Consider the following 18,327-nt stretch of genomic DNA (forward strand, 5'->3'; position numbering starts at 1 on the left):
CTTATTTTTTCTTGGCTTCGGACTTGCCGTCGTAACGCTTGGTCCACTCGGCGATGATGCGGTCACGATTGGTGGCGGCCCACGTGAAATCGTTCTTGATCATGCGCGAGCTCAGGTCTGCCGGCAGATTGGGATTGGCCGTTGCGATGGACGGAATCGCCAGCACGGCAAAGTTCGTCTTGTACAACTCGTTGGCTTCGCGGCTGGCCGAGAAATCCGCCAGTTTTTTCGCAGCATCCAGATTCTTGGTGCCCTTGATGATCGCGGTCGCCTCGACTTCCCAGCCCAGGCCTTCCGAGGGGAATACGGCCTCGATGGGTGCGCCATCGGCTTTCAGCTTGGCGGCGCGATAGTCAAACGAGATGCCGATCGGAAACTCGCCGGCGGCCGCCATGTTGCAAGGCTTGGAGCCCGAATGCGTGTACGAGCCGATATTCTTGTGCAAGGCATCCATGAACGCCCAGCCTTTTTCTTCGCCAAACATCTGCAGCCACGCACTCACATCCAGGAACCCCGTCCCGGAGGAAGCCGGATTCGGCATCACGATTTTGCCAGCGTATTCGGGCTTGGTCAGGTCCTGCCATGACGCGGGCTTGGGCAGTTTCTGCTTTTCGGCTTCGATGGTGTTAAAGCAGATCGCGGCAGCGAAACCGTCCATGCCGACCCAGCTCGGCTCAGCCTTGGCGTCGCGCATGTTAGCGGCGATCTGATCCAAGCCCTTCGGCGCATATGGCAGCAACATGCCTTCACTGTCCATCAAGCCGAGCGACGTGCCCGCCAAGCCCCAGACGACATCTGCTTTCGGATTCGCCTTCTCGGCCAGCAATTTCGCGGTGATGATGCCGGTGGAATCACGTACCCATTGAATCTTGATATCGGGATTGGCCTTTTCGAACGCCGCCTGATAGGCCTTGATCTGGTCGGCTTCCAGCGCAGTGTAAACGGTCAGCGTGGTCGCAGCCGAAGCGGTACCCATGACGCCAGTCAGCGCGGCGGCCAGGGCGATTAGCGTATAGTGTTTCATCTTTTACTCCGATAGATTCCGGCATCGCCGGACAGGAAAGGGGAGCAGCCCAAAGGCTGCAGGATTGGTCAGATTCGCGCGGATGCTTTATCGAGTCAGTGCAGAGGTCGCTCAGACGATCATGGACGCTCGCCAGCAGCCAGACGTGACTCGATTTCACTGATGATGGCCGGTAAATCGGCCACGGTATCAATCAGAAAATGCGGAGCGGCGCCAGAGAGCTCCTGGTTGGCACGCGTGCGCGCTGCATCGCGGCCAGCTGCATCCAGATGCTGATATTCCTCTAGCGTTAACCCGGCGGCATTACCCGATAGCAGCAGGCCAACCGTCCACATTCCGGCGCGACGGCCTTCTTCGATACCCGGCGCGGTATCGTCGACCTTGACGCAACCTGCCACATCCGCGAGGCCCAATTCCACGACATTTTTCAACGCCATCGCGGGCGCCGGGCGGGCGCGCGGCACTTCGTCGCTGGCAACGATGTACTCCGGTGCAATACCTTCGGTGGCGGCGCGCTCGATGACGCGATCCATCACGCTGCGGGGGTAGCCCGAGCAGGAACCGATTTTCAAACCCCGGTCACGCAAGGTGTTCAACACCTCGACAGCACCAGGGATGGCAGCGGAATACTGCGCCACCTTTTCCAACTGCATCGGCAAAAAACGTTCGTAGATGGCCGTCACATCATCGTCAGTGGGCAGATGGCCAAATTTTGCCTCGTACTGGCTCGCAATCGCGGGCTCGTCGCACAGCGTACGAATGTGATCCCATTTGCCCATCCCCATCGGGCCACGGGCCTGCTCCAGCGAAACATCCATGCCGAATTGTGCAAACGCCTCGACAAAAACTTTGGTCGGCGCAAAGGAGCCGAAATCGACCAAGGTGCCGGCCCAGTCAAAAATCACCGCTTCCAGGCGGACGGGCAATGACGGTACTGTCATGATAGTTATTCCAGAAAAATTAGACGGAGACGGGGCGACGCCACGCTTGCGTGCGAGCCACCAGGGCGCGGCTGGCCACATGCATCGCCAACGCCGCGATGGCGGAGCTGGCCATGATCACAGTGCACATCGCCGCAGCAGGACCTATGAATCCGGCATCGTCCATGTTCAACACCGCCACGGCCGCCAACACCGTAGAGGGGCTATACAAAAACACCACCGCAGAGACGGTCGTCATCGACGACACGAACAGATAACGAGCAATGTCCAGCGCAGCGGGCAAGCACATCGGAAGCGTCACACGCAAAAAGGTGGTGATACGCGGTACTTTCAGCGATGCGGAGGCCGCTTCGAATTCAGGATCCAACGCGTTCAGCGCCGTGGCCGCAGTCAAATGAGCGCTGGTATAGAAATGCACCACCGTGCACAACACCAGCAACGGCATCGTCCCGTACAACACATTCAGCGGATTCGACGGACTATTGAAAAAGAAGATATAGCCCAGGCCCAACACCAATCCCGGCACGGCCATCGGCATGAGCGCCAGCATGCCGACCAGGCCACGCAAACTGCGCGCAACCACGCCGCGTGCAGGGATTTTCTCCATCATCCATGCGCCGACGAAAACCACCGTCGTGCCCACGACTGCCGTGCAGAACGCCAACTGCAGACTATTGCGCCACGCCAACCACCCACCACCGTCCATATTGTTGAAATCGTATGAACGCAGCGACATGGACAAGTTGTACGGCCACATCTTGACGAACGATGCCCAGACCGCCACACCGATGATCAGCAGCAGGAACGCCGCCACAATGCCGGCCAGCGTCAAGAACACGGTATCGCGCTTGCGATTCGTTTCGGCCACATAGGGCTGGGCACGGCCACTCATTTGCGCCCCTTGGCGAGCACGCAAGCGGCGATCCAGCACAAAGGTCAAGATCGCGGGCAACAACAGCATGATGCCGATGGCCGCGCCCTTCGGAAAATTCTGCTGACCGACGACCGCTTTATAGGCCTCCATGGCGAGGACGTTATAGTCGCCGCCAACGACCTTGGGCACGCCAAAGTCCGTCACAGTCAAGGTAAAAACCACGCAGCAGGCGGAAAACACCGCGTAGCGCGTTCCTGGCAAGGTGACCGTCCAGAACGTGCGCAGCGCGCCCGCCCCCATCGCACGGGTCGCATCATAGAGACGGCCGTCGGCCAATGCGAGGCCGGTCAACAGAATCATGAGCGCATGGGGAAATGTATAAAACGCCTCGCCTACGACAATGCCCCAGAACCCGTAAATCGTGACGCCGCCGAGCAAGTCTTTCAGCAGACCCTGGTTGCCCAGCAGATACACCAACGCGATCCCCGGCAACAACGAGGGCGCCAGCAACGGCAGCAGCGCGATCGTACGCAACAGGCTTTTGCCTACGATGCGCGTGCGCGTCAGCGCATAGGCAAACGCGTACGCGCAGGGCACTACGACCGCCATCGTCACCATGCCCACAGTCAAACTGCGCGCCACCATCGCCAGAAAACCGTCGGCGCTGATGATGCCGGCCAATACCGACAACCCTGCCCAATTGCCGTCGCTGTCCATGACGGACTTGGCCAGAATTCCCAGCAACGGCAGCGCCAGGAAAATCAGCAGGCCGAGCACCAAGGCCCCCTGCCCCGCGTTCAGGCCCCACGTGCCCACCCAGGCGGGCATGGGACGCCTGCCCAACGCATGCGAAGCTCCCTCTGAGGCGAAATGACGGTTACGCACTGCGTTTGCCGCAGCGTCTCGCGTTCCCATTGACAAGGTAGTTCCAGACGGCTCAGTCATCGCAGGCTCAAGCGTAGGCGCGTATCGCATGGCAAGGCAGCTCCACCCAGCAACGGCTGGCAGCATGAGGGCCCAGCAGGGCGTCTCCGATTTCAGGGGAAACGATGGAGTGCAACGTGGTACCGGGCACGCCGTCCAGACGCAGCGCCAGACGATAGCTGCGACCCAGGAACACACCATCCAGCACCTCGGCCAACACGGCGTTGGGCTCATCGGGACGGACCGTACTGACGCGCACGGCTTCCGGGCGTACAAAGAGTTTGCCTGCATCGAGGTCCAGTGCCGATTCCACGGCCAGCTCCTGACGCCCTACCCGCGCACGATGTGCATCGACGCGCTGGAACGGCAGCCAGTTGGCCTCGCCCACGAAATCCGCGATGAATGCCGAACCCGGCTGGCGATACAGATCGCGCGGCGTGCCATACTGCTCGATCACGCCGCCGTTCATGACCGCAATACGATCTGCCATGACCATGGCCTCCTCCTGGTCATGGGTCACCATCAGCATGGTGATCGACAAACGTTTTTGCAACGCGCGCAGTTCAACGCGCAAATGCTCGCGGACGCGGGCATCCAGCGCGGACATGGGCTCATCCAGCAGCAATAACGACGGCGACGGAGCCAAGGCACGCGCCATCGCCACCCGCTGCTGTTGTCCGCCGGAAATCTGCCCGGGATATTTCTTCGCCGCCCCCTCCAGCCCGACCAGCGTCAGCATTTCCTCGACACGGTGCTCTACGTGTTTGCGATGCGAGCGTTTGCCGCTGAGGCCATAAGCCACGTTCTGTGCAACAGTCAGATTGGGAAACAGGGCATACGACTGAAACAGAATGCCGTAATCGCGTTCCTGAGGTGGGACGTGAGAAATATCACGTCCCGACAACACGATCGTGCCACTATCCTGCCGCTCCAGCCCTGCGATGGCGCGCAGCAAGGTCGTTTTGCCGCAGCCCGACGGCCCCAGCAGGCAGACCAGCTCGCCCGCGCGGATATCGAGCGACACATCGGCCAAAGCCGTATGCGCGCCAAATCGCTTGACGAGTTGCCTGACAGAAAGAAATGCTTGGCCGGGTTGGGGCATAGTGCCTCCGCGTAAAAGACAGAGGCAGTATGAGAACCGCGTATTGTGTGTTTATGACACTACGCAAAAATGTCGTAATAGAAATATCAAATAATTTTGGTTTACTTAGGGGTTGGCCTCACGCCCCTTTTTTGGGCCAAGGGATCCGGCCCCTGTTCGGGACAGGGACCTTCGCCTCAGCGTGCGGGCTTTTGCCTCATTTGATATTCAGGACACCGTGCTCGTCGCCGAACTCAAATCTTTTTATGCCGTCGCCCGCTGGGGCACTGTCACCAAGGCCGCCGCGCAACTCGGGATCAGCCAGCCCACCGTCACTGGCCAGTTGCGCCAACTGGAGTCCCGCTACGGCATCGAGCTGTTTTACCGCCATGGGCGCAGCATGCACCTGTCCGATGCGGGCCAGCGCCTGATGCCCTTGGCCGAAAAACTGGTTCAGCAGGAAACCGAGATCGATTTTTGGCTGCGCGATGCCAGCGACCTGCGTGAGGGCCACCTGCGCGTCGGCGCCACGGGGCCGTTTTACATCATGGATACGGTGCAGCGGTACAGCCAGCGGTACCCAGGTATTGATTTGACGCTCACGATCGGCAACTCGCAGGCCATGTTGCAGGCCCTGCAGGATTACCGTATCGAGGTTGCCACCTCATCGTATCTGAGCGAAGAAAAACACTTCTATCGCCGGATGATCGCCGCCGACCCGCTGCGCATCGTGACGCATCGCGAGCATCCCCTTGCCCGCCGCAGCCAGGTCCAGTTATCCGACTTGTCCCACTATGCGCTGCTGCTGCGTGAGCCAGGCTCGATGACCCGGAAATTGACAGAGAGCGCGCTGGAGGCCGCGGGCGTCACCGTCGGCCGCGTCCTGGAAATCGGCAGCCGCGAATCGATACGCCAGGCCATTCTGTGCGATCTGGGTATCAGCCTGATTCCGTCACGCGAGGCCCCGACGCATCCCGACCTGGTCACGCTGGACATTACCGACGCGACCATCGTGATGAACGAATACCTCTATTGCCTGCGCGAACGCCAACCCGTGCAATTGATTGCACGGTTCCTGGAAATGGCGCCCACAGCGGGTTGAGAAAACCACGCCGTTCCCCAAACCGTCACACGTCGCGCGCTACGGGGCGGGTTGAATCACTGCACCATTCGCTCCACGAGCCCGGATACAGACGCGACCCGCTCAATCCCGCGACCTCCATGGCCAGCAGATTGTGGCAAGCCGTAATCCCCGAGCCGCACTGATGCACGATCGTCGCGGGGTCGCGATCGCCCAGCAGCGCCGTGAACTCGGCGCGCAGTTGCGCCGCGTCCTTGAACCGTCCATCCGCCTGCAGGTTCTCACCATTGGGACGATTCAAGGCTCCCGGAATATGGCCTGCCACGGGGTCCATGGGCTCGACTTCGCCTCTATAGCGGTTCGCCGCACGGGCGTCCAGCACGGTAAACGCGGGCGCCGCCAGGTTTGCCAGCACCGCATTGGCATCGACAGTATCGGCCAACGGCTGGCCCAACAGCGTAGCGTTTTCGGTCTGCTCGGCATGAGTCGCCACCGTGCCGCCGGGAACTTGAGCGTCCGTCGTCGTGGGCAGGCCCGCCGCCGTCCATCCCTGCCAGCCGCCATCCAGCACAGCGACACGCTCGTGCCCCAGCCAGCGCAACATCCACCACAAATGGGCAGCAAACATACCGCCACTGGCGTCATAGGCGACGACAAAGGTATCCGGCCCCACGCCATGCGCGGTCAGCAACGCGGCCAGCGCCTCGCGCGTAGGCAGAGGATGACGGCCATTTTTGCCCGTGCGCGGCGCGGCGAGCTCCGTTTCGTGATCCAGATAGTGCGCCCCAGGGATATGCCCCTGTTCATATGCGCGCCGCCCCGCAGCATGATCCATCAGGTCGTGGCGCACGTCGAATACCCGCAGATCGGAAGAACCCAGGCGAGCAGCAAGCTCGGTCGCGGAAATCAAGGTCGTAGTCATCCGTTTTCGCTCCGGCAAATCAAAAAAACGCCACGCCTCCATCCCCCCCTCACGAGCCGGCGGGCATGCGCATGGTCCGCCACACTGACAATAGTCCCGCGGCGATAATGAGGGCCATCCCCGCCCAGGCCAGGCCATCGGGCTGATCGCCCCAGAACCCCATGCCCAGCAAGGCGGCAAAAATGATCGTGGTGTATTGCAAGGCAGCCGTCAACAGCGCCGAGCCGACGCCAAAGGCCCGCGTCATCGTCAATTGCCCGAACAGACCCGCCACGCCGATGCCGACCAGCGAGGCGTAGCCCTCCCAACCGACCTGCCCCCAACCCTCGAGCGTCAGGCCGAGGGCGCTGCTCAGGCACACCGCCAGCGAGAAAAACAGGACAGTGCGCCATTCGGGCTCGCCGACGCGGCCAAGCAGGCGGATCTGCATCATCGCCACGGCAGACGTCGCGCCGGCGCACAAACCGAACAACGCCGCCATCCATTGGTCGGGGTTGATGCTGGGACGCAATATGGAAATGACCCCGGCAAATCCCAGGACCACAGCCAGGATCCGTACCGGGTCGCGCTGCGATCCGCCCCATCCCAGCATCCAGCAGGCAATAAACAGCGGCGCGGTGTAATTCAGGCTGGTCGCCGTCGCCAGAGGCAGATGCGAGATCGCAAAAAAACCCAGCCACATGGACGCCACCCCGGCCACATTGCGCCATACGTGCAGGCGCCAACTGGTCGGCACAATGGACTGACGTCCGGCACGAGCCCAGATCAACAGCAGAACAACCGACGGGAATCCACGGAAAAGGACGATCTGCGGCAGCGACGCGCCATACTCCGTGGCCATTTTCACAAATGACCCCATGAGGGCAAACATGGCCGACGCCACCAACATCCAAAGAGCCTGCATGGGGGCTACGCGATGAAAATGAAGAAAAACGGGGGAAAGCGCTACTATACTCCGGGTCCGAAAAATCAACGTTGGCCAGACGGGAACTGCCGCGCTTTTTCCCAGTCAAAAAAGGCCCTCATCGCTCGCAGAGGAATACCCCAAGCATGAAACGCATTTTTCTGTTTATCATCACCAACTTAGCTGTCATGGTGGTGCTATCGGCTACGCTCCGCATTCTGGGCGTGGACCGCATGATCACGGCCCAAGGCCTCAACGTCCAAGCGCTGCTGATTTTTTCGGTGGTGGTGGGCTTTACGGGCGCCATCATCTCGCTGCTGATGAGCAAGCCCATGGCCAAATGGAGCACGGGCGCTCAGGTGATCGATCCTAATGCCCCCGGGGGCCCCCGCGAGGCGTGGCTGATCGATACGGTGCACCAGTTGGCCGACCGCGCCGGTATCGGCCGCCCCGAGGTCGCCATCTACGAGGGTGCACCCAACGCGTTTGCGACGGGCGCCTTTAAAAACGATTCGCTCGTGGCCGTGTCCACCGGCCTGCTCGACAGCATGACCGAAGAAGAAATCGCCGCCGTCCTCGGTCACGAGGTGGCGCACGTGGCCAACGGCGACATGGTCACGCTGACCCTGATCCAGGGCGTGGTCAACACCTTCGTCGTATTCCTGGCGCGCCTGGTCGGCTATTTCATCGACCGCGTGGTGTTCAAGAACGAGCGCGGCGTCGGCATCGGCTACTACGTCACCGTCATCGTCTGTGAGATCGTCTTCGGCATTCTGGCCTCGATCATCGTGGCCTGGTTCTCGCGCCAACGCGAATACCGCGCTGATGCCGGTTCGGCTCAACTGATGGGTTCGCGTGAACCCATGATGCGCGCCCTGGCTCGCCTGGGTGGCATAGAGGCGGGCGAGTTGCCGAAGAGCTTCGAGGCCTCGGGTATCGCCGGCAAAGGCGGCCTGGCTGCGATTTTTGCCTCGCACCCGCCTATTCAGTCCCGTATCGCTGCCTTGCAGCAAATGCGCGTCGCCTGAAACGGCTCGAGAGGGTGATCAGCAACGCTGGCTGACCACCAGCAAAAAACCGGCTTGACGATTTTTACGTCAAGCCGGTTTTTTGTTGATGAGACACTGCAAAACCCAACCGCCCTGCGCCACGCTGCAGGCGCTGCGCGAGGGCCTTTTACTGCCCGGCCCTTAATCCAAGGTCAGGACGGTTGCCCCGGTCGTCTTGCGCGAGGCCAAGGCCGTCTGCGCCTCGCCTGCGTCCTCCAAGCGGTAACGCTGGTCGATGCGCACCTTGATCTTTTTCTTCAAGACCAGGTCGAACATCTCCTTAGCCGCGGCATTCAGTTTCTCGTGCGTGTTGACGTGCAGCCCCAGCGACGGGCGCGTCACATACAAGCAGCCTTTTTGATTCAGCGTCGCCAGGTTCACGCCCGACACGGGACCCGAGGCATTGCCAAAGCTGACCATCAGCCCGCGTGGCTCTATGCAGTCCAACGAGGTTTCCCAGGTATCCTTGCCCACGCCGTCGTACACCACCGGGACTTTCTTGCCGTTGGTCAGCTCCAACACGCGCTCGGCCACGTTTTCACGCGAGTAATCGATGGTTTCCCATGCGCCGTTGGCGCGAGCCAACTCGGCTTTCTCCGGGCTGGAGACCGTACCGATCAGCTTGACGCCCAGCGCCTTGGCCCATTGGCAAGCAATCAAGCCCACGCCGCCGGCTGCCGCGTGGAACAAGATGGTTTCGTTACCCTGCAGGCGATAGGTCTGGCGGAACAGATACTGTACGGTCAGGCCCTTGAGCATCAGCGCAGCCGCATCGTCGAACTCGACGCCCTTGGGCAGCTTGACGACCTGCGCCGCCGGCACATTGCGCGCTTGGGCATAGGCACCGATCGGGCTCTGGCCATAGGCCACACGATCGCCGATTTTCAGGTGCTTGACGTCCGCGCCCACCGCCTCGACCACGCCCGCTGCCTCAAAACCCAGACCATGTGGCAAGGGATGCGGATACAAGCCCGTGCGGTAATAGATATCGATGAAATTCAATCCAACCGCATGCTGGCGGATCGTGATCTCGTTGGCTGCGGGCGGCGGGACCTCGACGTCCACGAGTTTCAGGACTTCGGGTCCGCCATGCTGCTCAATACGGATTGCCTTGACGACATTGCTGGTCATACCAGCCTCCTATGTTGTGATGAATATCCAAACTGCCTGCGGCGACATACCGCGTCATTGCTTTGGCTCTGGACGGCGGCCGCCCATGAGTACCAATATCCCACATAACACCAGCGCGGTTCCCCCTAGCTGCCACAGCGTAATGGGCTCGTCCAGCAGCCATGCAGCCAGAAACAAGACCGACACCGGTCCCACCATACCCAACAACGACGCGGTCGGCGCGCCAATCAGCGCGACCGCCCACATCAACATGAACACCGGCATCACCGTGTTGAATGTGGCGTGTACAAAAGAGTAGACATATACGCCCAAAGGCTGGATCAACATGGATGGCGGGTGAACGACAAAGAACTGCACGATACAGGCGATGCACGATACCGTCATGGCATAAGCCACCAGCCGCGTTGCGCCCACACGCTTGACGAGCTCGCCCGAGCAAATCAGGTACACAGCATAGCTGAGCGCCGAGCCAAAAATAAACAAAGCCCCAAGCGCCACATGGGAACCGGTCCCATGCGCCAGATCCTGCGCGAACACCAGGATCACGCCCAGATACGAAACCACCATGGCCACCCATTGGCGCGGCGAAACCGGGCGCTTGAGCCACCACGCAGACAACAGCACCACCAGCGTAGGAGACAAGAACAGGATCAAACGCTCCAGGCTTGCCGTCACATACTGCAGGCCCAGGAAATCCAGAAAGCTGGACAGGTAATACCCCAGCAGTCCCAGCAAACACAGCACGACCCGCTCTCGTCCTGTCAAGACGGGCAGCTCACCCTGAGCAGCCCGGTGGGACTCGCGCCACGCCACTGCGGCAAAAAACGGCAAGGAAAACAGCATGCGAAAAGCAATCAAAGTGACCGCGTCGATGCCGTAGCGATAGGTGAATTTCACTACGATGGCCTTGGCGGCAAAAAGCACGGCCCCCACGGTCGCCAGGAAAAAACCAAGGACACGGGGCGAAACAATCGTGGTGAAGCGCAATTGAGAAGGAAGATTCATCAGGGGCTTTAAGAAACCACAGCATTCGGGCGAAGACGAAAGAGATCCCGCACGGCGCCTGCAGCAAAACGGCCGAGGCCACACCGCTATAATCGTCGGATCCTGGGAACGGCGACAACCAAGCCAATCCGGTCCCCGCTCCTCACGACTCACGCATGACCCGTCAACGCGCCCTAGTTTATATCCACATTGCCGCTGTGCTGTTCGGCCTGACAGGCGTTTTCGGCGAACTCATCCAGGCCAGCGCCGCCCTCATTACGCTGGGCCGTGCCCTGTTCGCGGTGGTCGCTTTGCTTGGTTTTTCGCGGTTGCAACGCAGGCCGCTGTTCACGTCGCTGACTCCCGCGCAATTATTCATGTTGATCGTCGCCGGCTGCCTGCTGGCTGCCCATTGGGTGACGTTCTTCATCTCGGTCAAGGTCGGCGGCATCGCCGTCGCCACGCTGGGTTTTGCCAGTTTTCCGGCTTTCATCACCCTGTTCGAAGGTCTGCTGTTTCGTGAAAAAGTCCGCTTGGCGGAATGGCTGGTACTCGGACTGGTCACCCTCGGGCTGGTCCTGGTGACGCCGTCGTTCGATTTCGCTGATCAGGGCACAGTGGGCTTGGCCTGGGGCATTCTGTCCGGTCTGTCGTTCGCGCTATTGGCGCTGAGCAACCGGCGCTCCACCGTCGGGCTGGATGCCATGCAGGTCGCCTGCGGCCAGAACATCGTCGTGGTGCTCGCCATGTTGCCCTTTGCCGCCAGCCAGTTGCCGCAGCTCGCCGGCATAGACCTGTTCTGGATCGTCTTGCTGGGCGTTTTCTGCACGGGCCTGTCGCACTATTTGTTCGTGTCCAGCCTGACAAAGCTCAATGCACGTACCGCGGGCCTCGTGATTGCCCTCGAGCCCGTATACGCCATCGCGTTCGCCTGGGTGTTGTTCTCGCAGGAGCCTAGCCTGCGCATGATGGCGGGGGCCGTGCTGATCGTGGCGGCGATTGTGTGGTCGGGGCTGCGCAAGGCGGCGCATTAAACACACATGAGTCTGGATTTGGCTGTTCGATAATTCCTGCGTTGACAATTATTGCCTAGGCAATAAAATACGCTCCATGAACGCCCCCCGCTCCGCTCCCGACGACGGCACGCCAGCGCACTACCGCGCTACGTCCCGCTGTACCTCCGACGACAATGTCGGTTTCATGATCAAGCAGGTCTATCATTCGCTGACCCGCCTGCTGGACATGGAAACCGCTCCGTTGGGGCTGACAGCCATCCAATGGCGACCCATCGCCTTGATTGCGCGCGGCACCGCCGACACGCCGGCCGAGCTGGCACGCTTGAACGGAGTCGATACCGGCGCGATGACCCGTACCCTCGACCGCCTCGAGAGCAAGGGCCTGCTGCGCCGGATTCGCAGTCACGAGGATCGCCGCGTGGTCAAAATCGAGCTCACCGAATTGGGCCACGAAAAGGCCAAAGCCATTCCTTCCTGTATCGCTCGCGTGTTGAATCATCACCTACGAGGCTTTTCCAACGAGGAGCACTCGCAATTGCGCCATTTGCTCGGCCGAATGCTGGCCAACGGCTCGGACGGCAAATCCCCCGAGCCCTGACTTCACGCAGCACGAAACCCTGGATCAAAATGGGGATATTCCCCTCGGCAGGGCTTTTTTACGCCATAATATTTGCCTAGGCAAATACAGTTTAATCAACAATATTCAGCAAAACGTCAGATTGACTGCTACCGACGACTGATGAAACCTCTACTTCCCGTAGCGCTGCTGTTGGTCCTGGCAGGCTGCGCATCTATGGACCCGACGACCGAGCCCGTGGCGCCGCTCGAGGCCACACAACTCGGATTGCAGAACGCATCTGTATCCTGGCCCGACACGCAGTGGTGGCGCCGCTATGGCGACGCGCAACTGGATGCGCTGGTTGACGAGGCCTTGGCCAACAGCCCGTCCATGACATCGGCTCAGGCGCGTCTGGCCCAGGCGAATGCAGCCGTGCGCGGCGCACGCGCGCCGTTGATGCCTCGTGTAGACGCCAACTATTCGCTCAGCCGCGAGCATCTGCCCGAAAAATACATTTACCAACCGCCCATGGCGGGGTCTGTGGTTTCGGATAATCGTCTTGCACTGGACTTCAGCTACGAGCTGGATTTCTGGGGCAAGAATCGCGCGCGGCTCAATGCCGCGATTTCGCAGCGTGCCGCCGCCGAGGCCGACACCCAGGCAGCGCGCAACGTGCTGGCTCGCGCCATGGTACGCAGCTATTTGAATCTGCAAAATGCGTTTGCGCAGCGGCAAGTCCTGCAACGTATCGTGCAGCAACGCATCGATGTGCTGCAACTGACGCGTGATCGCCAACGCGCGGGCCTGGACACGCAAGTCGAAGTCAAGCAGGCCGAATCGTCGGTCGCCGCGGCCAAGGTAGACCTGACGCAGACAGAAACCAATCTGGCCCAGTTGCGCAACCAGGTCGCCGCGCTGGCAGGCGCGGGGCCGGTACGCGGCCAGTCCTTGCAACCCGTCGCCCTGTCGGCACGTGCGGGCGTCATACCGGAGAACGTGCCGCTCGAACTGCTGGGCCATCGCCCCGACATCACGGCTGCACGCTGGCGTGCCGAGGCGGCCCAGCGCCAGATCGAGGCGGCTCGCGCCGAGTTCTACCCCAATATCAACTTGGTGGCCTTTGCCGGATTTCAAGCTATCGGGACCGGCAACCTGCTGGACGCCGCCAGCCGCACCGCCGGCATCGGCCCTGCCATCACGCTGCCGATTTTCCATGGCGGCGAACTCAATGCCAACCTGGCGGGCCGCAAGGCGGACGCAGACGTAGCGGTATCGGATTACAACCAGACCGTGCTGGACGCCGTGCATCAGACCGCCGACGCCATCGATGGCCTGCGCCTGATCGATCGCGAAATCGAACAGCAACACCAGGCCCGCGAAGCCATCGATGCCGCCTATGAGCTGGCCGTGCAGCGCTACCGCGCAGGCATGGGCAACTATCTTACGGTGCTGGTCGCCCAGACCGGCGTGCTCACCCAGACCCGGCTGGATACCGACGTGCGCTTTCGCGCCTACCAGTTAGATGCCGATCTGGCCTATGCCCTGGGTGGCGGCTACGCGCCCGCCGCCGACACCCCGGCTGACTCCTCTTCTCATTGACCGACCCGGACCCCGACGTCATGACCGCAACTCCTGTAACTCATCCTGCCCGCAAACGCCTGCTGTTGATCGCCGCTGGCGTATTCATCGTGCTGGCCGTCTTGTATGCCATCTGGTGGGTCTTGTTTGGCTCTCATGTGGAAAGTACCGACGATGCCTATGTGCATGGAAACCTGGTGCAAATTACCCCGCAGGTTCCCGGTACTGTGATCGCCATCGAAGCAGGCGACACCGAACATGTCTCGGCCGGCCAGGCCGTGATCCGGCTGGATCCGGCCGATGCCGAGATCGCCCTGCAACAGGCCCAGGCCCAGCTGGCCCAGACCGTGCGCCAAGTCCGCACGCTGTACGTGCAAAACGATTCTCTGGCCGCCGATGTCAACGTTCAACGCGCCAACATCGAACGCGCGCAGGCTGACCTGAAACGCGCACAGAGTGACTTGCAACGGCGCCAGACACTGGCCAAATCCGGCGGCGTCAGCGGCGAAGAACTGCTGCATGCCCAGACCGAGCTGAAATCAGCACAGTCCGGCCTGGCGCAAGCCGAGGCCACACTGGCTGCCGCACAGGCCCGCCTGGCGACGAATCAGGCACTGACCAACGGCACAACCGTCACCGATCATCCTGATGTCCGCCAAGCAGCCGCCAGACTGCGTGACGCATGGCTCGCCCATACCCGCACGGTCCTGCCCGCCCCCGTGGACGGCCTGGTCGCGCGCCGCAGCGTGCAGGTCGGCCAACGTGTCGCCCCCGGCAACACGCTGATGAATGTCGTGCCACTCGATCAAGTCTGGGTCGAGGCCAACTTCAAAGAAGGCCAATTACGCCACATGCATCCCGGCCAACGTGCCACGCTGGTCTCCGACATGTACGGTGACGACGTTGTCTATCACGGCACCATCGTCGGCCTGGACGCCGGCACGGGCAGCGCGTTCTCGCTCCTGCCCGCACAGAATGCTACGGGCAACTGGATCAAAGTCGTACAGCGCGTACCGGTACGTATCGAACTCGATCCCGAGGAACTCAAGGCCCATCCGTTGCGCGTCGGCCTGTCGATGGACGTAGAGGTTGATGTCAGCCAGAAAGAGACGTCATCCGGCACACCAGCCCAGCCGCGCCATGAACCCGCCTGGTCGACGCATGTGTTTACCGATACCCAGGCTGGCGCAGATGCGTTGATCGACAAAATCATCAAGGCCAATCTAGAACCATGAGCGCGCCCCGTTCCTCTGGACAGCCCAGCGCGCCGCCCCCTCTAGAGGGGGCCACCCGCATCATAGGCTCCATCGCGCTGTCGACTGCGGTGTTCATGAACGTGCTGGACACCTCGATCGCCAACGTCTCGATCCCTACCATTTCCGGGGACTTGGGCGTCAGCAGCAGCCAGGGCACGTGGGTCATTACCTCGTTTGCGGTCGCCAACGCCATCACAGTGCCGCTCACCGGCTGGTTGACACAGCGGTTCGGCCAGGTCCGGCTATTCCTTATTTCTACCTTGCTGTTCGTGCTGTCGTCATGGCTGTGCGGTTTTTCGCCGTCGCTGGAGGCGCTGATCGCCTTTCGCGTGCTGCAAGGCGCGGTCGCAGGCCCCATGATTCCGCTGTCACAGGCGCTGATGCTGGCCAGTTTCCCGAAATCCAAAGCCGGCATGGCGCTGGCGATCTGGTCCATGACCACGCTGGTGGCGCCCGTCGCCGGACCGCTGCTGGGTGGATGGATCTCGGATAACTACACCTGGCCCTGGATTTTCTACATCAACGTCCCTGTGGGCCTGCTGGCCGCGTGGATCAGTTGGCGAGTCTATCGTGACCGCGAGTCCGCCACCCGCAAGCTCCCCATCGACAAGGTCGGCCTGGTACTGCTGGTGGTCTGGGTGGGGTCCCTGCAGATCATGCTGGACAAGGGCAAAGAACTCGATTGGTTTGCCAGCCAGACCATTCAGTTGCTCGCCTTGGTCGCCTTTGTCGCGTTCGTGTTCTTTTTGATCTGGGAACTCACCGATGCCCATCCTATCGTCGACTTGCGCTTGTTCAAGGAGCGTAACTTCACGGTCGGTGCGGTGACGCTGGCGGTGGCGTATGGCGTGTTCTTTGGTAATGTCGTGCTGCTGCCGCTCTGGCTGCAAAGCAATATGGGATACACGGCCACATACGCCGGTCTGGTCACCGCTCCCGTCGGGATTCTGGCGATTCTGCTGACACCGCTGGTGGGCAAGCTACTGGCGACACGCGATGCGCGGGTTCTCGTCACCATCGCGTTCCTCATTTTCGCGCTGGTGTGTTTCATGCGATCCAGCTTCAACACCGATGTCGATATGCGGACCTTGATGATTCCTACCATCATCCAAGGAGCCGCGATGGCAGCGTTCTTCGTGCCGCTGACCTCGATCACCCTCTCGGGTCTGGAGCCATGGCGCATTCCCGCCGCCTCGGGGCTGTCGAATTTTGCCCGCCTGACAGCGGGCGCATTCGGCACCTCCATTGCCACGACGGTATGGGAAAACCGCGCTACGCAACACCATGCCCGTTTGACCGAAATCGCCGGCCCGGGACATCAGCCGTTTGACCAGGCCCTAGATACCCTGCAAAACGGAGTGGGAATGTCACACCAAGCCGCCCTCGCCCGGCTCGACGGCCTGATCAACACGCAGGCTTTCACCATGTCAGCCATTGACGTGTTCTACGCCTCAGGGGTGATTTTCATTCTGCTGACCGGGCTGGTGTGGTTCGCGCACGGCCGCAAGAAAACCGCAGCGGGCGGCGACGGCGGAGCCGCCGAAGCGGCAGCCGGCGCTCACTGAGTCCCAAACGACGCACGAATGCCCCGACAGCGATAAACTGCCACCTTTGTGTGCGTAAACGACGAACACAACGGCGGGGCCGGAATCTTCTGGCCCCGCCGTAGATTCCCACTCGCGCACCTCATCAGTCGAACAACATCTGGAGAACAGTGGTGGCAGGAACCAAGCACAAAATCGCAGTCATCGCCGGTGACGGCATCGGCAAAGAAGTCGTTCCCGAGGGATTGCGCGTCCTGGACGCGGTGGCAACGCGCTTCGGCATTGATTTTCAGTGGGATCATTTCGACTGGAGCTGCGACCACTACGCCAAGCACGGCAAAATGATGCCTGACGACTGGGCGACCCAGATCGGCGGCCACGAGGCAATTTTCTTTGGCGCCATCGGCTGGCCCGCGACCGTGCCCGATCACGAGGCACTGTGGGGCTCGTTGTTCCAGTTCCGCCGCCATTTCGACCAATACATCAACCTGCGCCCCGTGCGCCTGATGCCCGGCGTGCCATCGCCCCTGGCCAATCGCAAACCCGGCGATATCGATTTCTTCATCGTCCGCGAAAACACCGAAGGCGAATACTCCAATAGCGGCGGCCGCCTGTTTGCCGGCACCGAGCGCGAAGTCGTCATCCAGGAAAGCGTCTTTACCCGCATCGGCGCCGACCGCGTATTGAAATTCGCCTTTGACCTGGCGCAAAAACGCGGCAAACACCTCACCGCAGCAACCAAGTCCAACGGCATTTCGATTTCCATGCCCTGGTGGGACGAGCGCGTCGCCGACATCGCTACCCAGTATCCCGACGTGCGCTGGGACAAATATCACATCGACATTCTGTGCGCGCACTTCGTGCAGCACCCGGACTGGTTCGATGTGGTCGTCGCATCGAACCTGTTTGGCGATATCCTGTCTGACCTGGGCCCGGCCTGCACCGGCACCATCGGCATCGCTCCCTCGGCGAACTTGAACCCGGAACGCAAATTCCCCTCGCTGTTCGAGCCCGTGCACGGCTCCGCCCCCGACATCTACGGCAAAGGCATCGCCAACCCGATCGGCCAGATCTGGAGCGGCGCGCTGATGCTGGATTTCCTGGGCTATCCGGATGCGTCCAAGGCCGTGGTCAGCGCCATTGAAACCGTACTCGCCGAAGGTCCGCGCACCCGCGACATGCAAGGTACGGCCTCCACGGAAGAAGTCGGCAAAGCCATCGCCGGGATCATCGCAGCCGGCAAATAAGCCGCCTCGGGGCAGATATCCAGCCCCGCGTACGCATCGGGCGCGTGGATAAAACGTCTCGCAGAAATTGGAATGACGTTCAATTTCCGAAGGACACCTCATCCACGTGCCCGCAGTGTTTCATCACCCTGGCCTGCGCTCCCAGCCGGCACCGCCAGCGGCGATCACGAACGCAACCATGATGAACCGGACCGACCGATCACAACGCTACG

At 61.2% G+C, this 18,327-nt stretch carries 16 protein-coding genes; 8 read left to right on the forward strand and 8 right to left on the reverse strand.

Annotated elements, in window-relative coordinates:
* Position 1: 1 nt before the first annotated feature.
* The 4 genes from CAL20_RS15925 to CAL20_RS15940 form a co-directional block, all read right to left on the reverse strand.
* The gene (locus tag CAL20_RS15925; protein WP_094822037.1) at positions 2-1,024 is read right to left on the reverse strand and encodes a putative 2-aminoethylphosphonate ABC transporter substrate-binding protein; all 1,023 of its coding nucleotides are present in this window, start codon (positions 1,022-1,024) and stop codon (positions 2-4) included.
* A 119-nt stretch (positions 1,025-1,143) separates the two neighbouring features.
* Positions 1,144-1,965, reverse strand: coding sequence for a phosphonoacetaldehyde hydrolase (phnX, locus tag CAL20_RS15930; RefSeq protein ID WP_094822038.1), 822 nt, complete (start codon positions 1,963-1,965; stop codon positions 1,144-1,146).
* A gap of 19 nt (positions 1,966-1,984) precedes the next feature.
* The gene (locus tag CAL20_RS15935) at positions 1,985-3,667 is read right to left on the reverse strand and encodes a putative 2-aminoethylphosphonate ABC transporter permease subunit (protein WP_373558306.1); all 1,683 of its coding nucleotides are present in this window, start codon (positions 3,665-3,667) and stop codon (positions 1,985-1,987) included.
* 124 nt (positions 3,668-3,791) lie between these two features.
* Positions 3,792-4,865 carry a putative 2-aminoethylphosphonate ABC transporter ATP-binding protein gene (locus CAL20_RS15940; RefSeq protein WP_094838340.1) on the reverse strand — a complete coding sequence of 358 codons (1,074 nt, stop codon included), beginning with the start codon at positions 4,863-4,865 and terminating at the stop codon, positions 3,792-3,794.
* Positions 4,866-5,082: 217 nt separating this feature from the next.
* On the opposite strand from CAL20_RS15940, the gene CAL20_RS15945 reads away from it, so the two are divergent.
* A complete protein-coding gene (locus CAL20_RS15945) occupies positions 5,083-5,946 on the forward strand; it encodes a LysR family transcriptional regulator (protein ID WP_094822143.1) in 864 nt (287 codons plus the stop codon).
* Between the two features lie 25 nt (positions 5,947-5,971).
* Here CAL20_RS15945 and CAL20_RS15950 read toward each other — a convergent pair whose 3' ends face one another.
* On the reverse strand, positions 5,972-6,847 hold the full coding sequence (locus tag CAL20_RS15950) for a sulfurtransferase (RefSeq protein WP_094822144.1): 876 nt from the start codon (positions 6,845-6,847) through the stop codon (positions 5,972-5,974).
* Between the two features lie 49 nt (positions 6,848-6,896).
* Complete coding sequence (locus CAL20_RS15955) at positions 6,897-7,751, reverse strand: DMT family transporter (RefSeq protein WP_094822041.1); 855 nt, start codon at positions 7,749-7,751, stop codon at positions 6,897-6,899.
* Positions 7,752-7,897: 146 nt separating this feature from the next.
* Here CAL20_RS15955 and htpX point away from each other — a divergent pair, with 146 nt between their 5' ends.
* Positions 7,898-8,779 carry a protease HtpX gene (htpX, locus tag CAL20_RS15960; protein WP_094822042.1) on the forward strand — a complete coding sequence of 294 codons (882 nt, stop codon included), beginning with the start codon at positions 7,898-7,900 and terminating at the stop codon, positions 8,777-8,779.
* A gap of 162 nt (positions 8,780-8,941) precedes the next feature.
* Here htpX and CAL20_RS15965 read toward each other — a convergent pair whose 3' ends face one another.
* Together CAL20_RS15965 and CAL20_RS15970 are read right to left on the reverse strand one after the other, a co-directional pair.
* Positions 8,942-9,931 (reverse strand): quinone oxidoreductase family protein, encoded by a 990-nt coding sequence (locus CAL20_RS15965; protein ID WP_094822043.1) that lies wholly within the window; start codon positions 9,929-9,931, stop codon positions 8,942-8,944.
* A gap of 54 nt (positions 9,932-9,985) precedes the next feature.
* Positions 9,986-10,936 (reverse strand): DMT family transporter, encoded by a 951-nt coding sequence (locus CAL20_RS15970; RefSeq protein WP_094838341.1) that lies wholly within the window; start codon positions 10,934-10,936, stop codon positions 9,986-9,988.
* A 155-nt stretch (positions 10,937-11,091) separates the two neighbouring features.
* Here CAL20_RS15970 and CAL20_RS15975 point away from each other — a divergent pair, with 155 nt between their 5' ends.
* From CAL20_RS15975 to CAL20_RS16000, 6 genes are all read left to right on the forward strand, one after another.
* Positions 11,092-11,949: a DMT family transporter gene (locus CAL20_RS15975; protein WP_094822045.1), complete on the forward strand. Its 858-nt coding sequence runs from the start codon at positions 11,092-11,094 to the stop codon at positions 11,947-11,949.
* Between the two features lie 76 nt (positions 11,950-12,025).
* Entirely contained in the window at positions 12,026-12,529 is a 504-nt protein-coding gene (locus CAL20_RS15980) for a MarR family winged helix-turn-helix transcriptional regulator (protein ID WP_094838342.1), read from the forward strand.
* Between the two features lie 141 nt (positions 12,530-12,670).
* Positions 12,671-14,089 carry an efflux transporter outer membrane subunit gene (locus CAL20_RS15985; protein ID WP_094822047.1) on the forward strand — a complete coding sequence of 473 codons (1,419 nt, stop codon included), beginning with the start codon at positions 12,671-12,673 and terminating at the stop codon, positions 14,087-14,089.
* A gap of 20 nt (positions 14,090-14,109) precedes the next feature.
* The gene (locus tag CAL20_RS15990; protein ID WP_094822048.1) at positions 14,110-15,303 is read left to right on the forward strand and encodes an HlyD family secretion protein; all 1,194 of its coding nucleotides are present in this window, start codon (positions 14,110-14,112) and stop codon (positions 15,301-15,303) included.
* Positions 15,300-16,889 carry a DHA2 family efflux MFS transporter permease subunit gene (locus CAL20_RS15995; protein WP_094822049.1) on the forward strand — a complete coding sequence of 530 codons (1,590 nt, stop codon included), beginning with the start codon at positions 15,300-15,302 and terminating at the stop codon, positions 16,887-16,889. The genes CAL20_RS15990 and CAL20_RS15995 overlap by 4 nt, the downstream gene beginning before the upstream one ends.
* A 152-nt stretch (positions 16,890-17,041) precedes the next feature.
* Positions 17,042-18,115: a tartrate dehydrogenase gene (locus CAL20_RS16000; RefSeq protein ID WP_094822050.1), complete on the forward strand. Its 1,074-nt coding sequence runs from the start codon at positions 17,042-17,044 to the stop codon at positions 18,113-18,115.
* Positions 18,116-18,327 lie beyond the last annotated feature (212 nt).

The organism is Bordetella genomosp. 4 (assembly GCF_002261185.1).
Taxonomy (GTDB): domain Bacteria; phylum Pseudomonadota; class Gammaproteobacteria; order Burkholderiales; family Burkholderiaceae_B; genus Bordetella_A.

Coding starts and splice junctions, on each gene's coding strand:
- CAL20_RS15925 (WP_094822037.1), bottom strand. CDS start 1,024: ATGAAACACTATACGCTAATCGCCCTGGCCGCCGCGCTGACTGGCGTC.
- phnX (WP_094822038.1), bottom strand. CDS start 1,965: ATGACAGTACCGTCATTGCCCGTCCGCCTGGAAGCGGTGATTTTTGAC.
- CAL20_RS15935 (WP_373558306.1), bottom strand. CDS start 3,667: ATGCCCGCCTGGGTGGGCACGTGGGGCCTGAACGCGGGGCAGGGGGCC.
- CAL20_RS15940 (WP_094838340.1), bottom strand. CDS start 4,865: ATGCCCCAACCCGGCCAAGCATTTCTTTCTGTCAGGCAACTCGTCAAG.
- CAL20_RS15950 (WP_094822144.1), bottom strand. CDS start 6,847: ATGACTACGACCTTGATTTCCGCGACCGAGCTTGCTGCTCGCCTGGGT.
- CAL20_RS15955 (WP_094822041.1), bottom strand. CDS start 7,751: ATGCAGGCTCTTTGGATGTTGGTGGCGTCGGCCATGTTTGCCCTCATG.
- htpX (WP_094822042.1), top strand. CDS start 7,898: ATGAAACGCATTTTTCTGTTTATCATCACCAACTTAGCTGTCATGGTG.
- CAL20_RS15965 (WP_094822043.1), bottom strand. CDS start 9,931: ATGACCAGCAATGTCGTCAAGGCAATCCGTATTGAGCAGCATGGCGGA.
- CAL20_RS15970 (WP_094838341.1), bottom strand. CDS start 10,936: ATGAATCTTCCTTCTCAATTGCGCTTCACCACGATTGTTTCGCCCCGT.
- CAL20_RS15975 (WP_094822045.1), top strand. CDS start 11,092: ATGACCCGTCAACGCGCCCTAGTTTATATCCACATTGCCGCTGTGCTG.
- CAL20_RS15980 (WP_094838342.1), top strand. CDS start 12,026: ATGAACGCCCCCCGCTCCGCTCCCGACGACGGCACGCCAGCGCACTAC.
- CAL20_RS15985 (WP_094822047.1), top strand. CDS start 12,671: ATGAAACCTCTACTTCCCGTAGCGCTGCTGTTGGTCCTGGCAGGCTGC.
- CAL20_RS15990 (WP_094822048.1), top strand. CDS start 14,110: ATGACCGCAACTCCTGTAACTCATCCTGCCCGCAAACGCCTGCTGTTG.
- CAL20_RS15995 (WP_094822049.1), top strand. CDS start 15,300: ATGAGCGCGCCCCGTTCCTCTGGACAGCCCAGCGCGCCGCCCCCTCTA.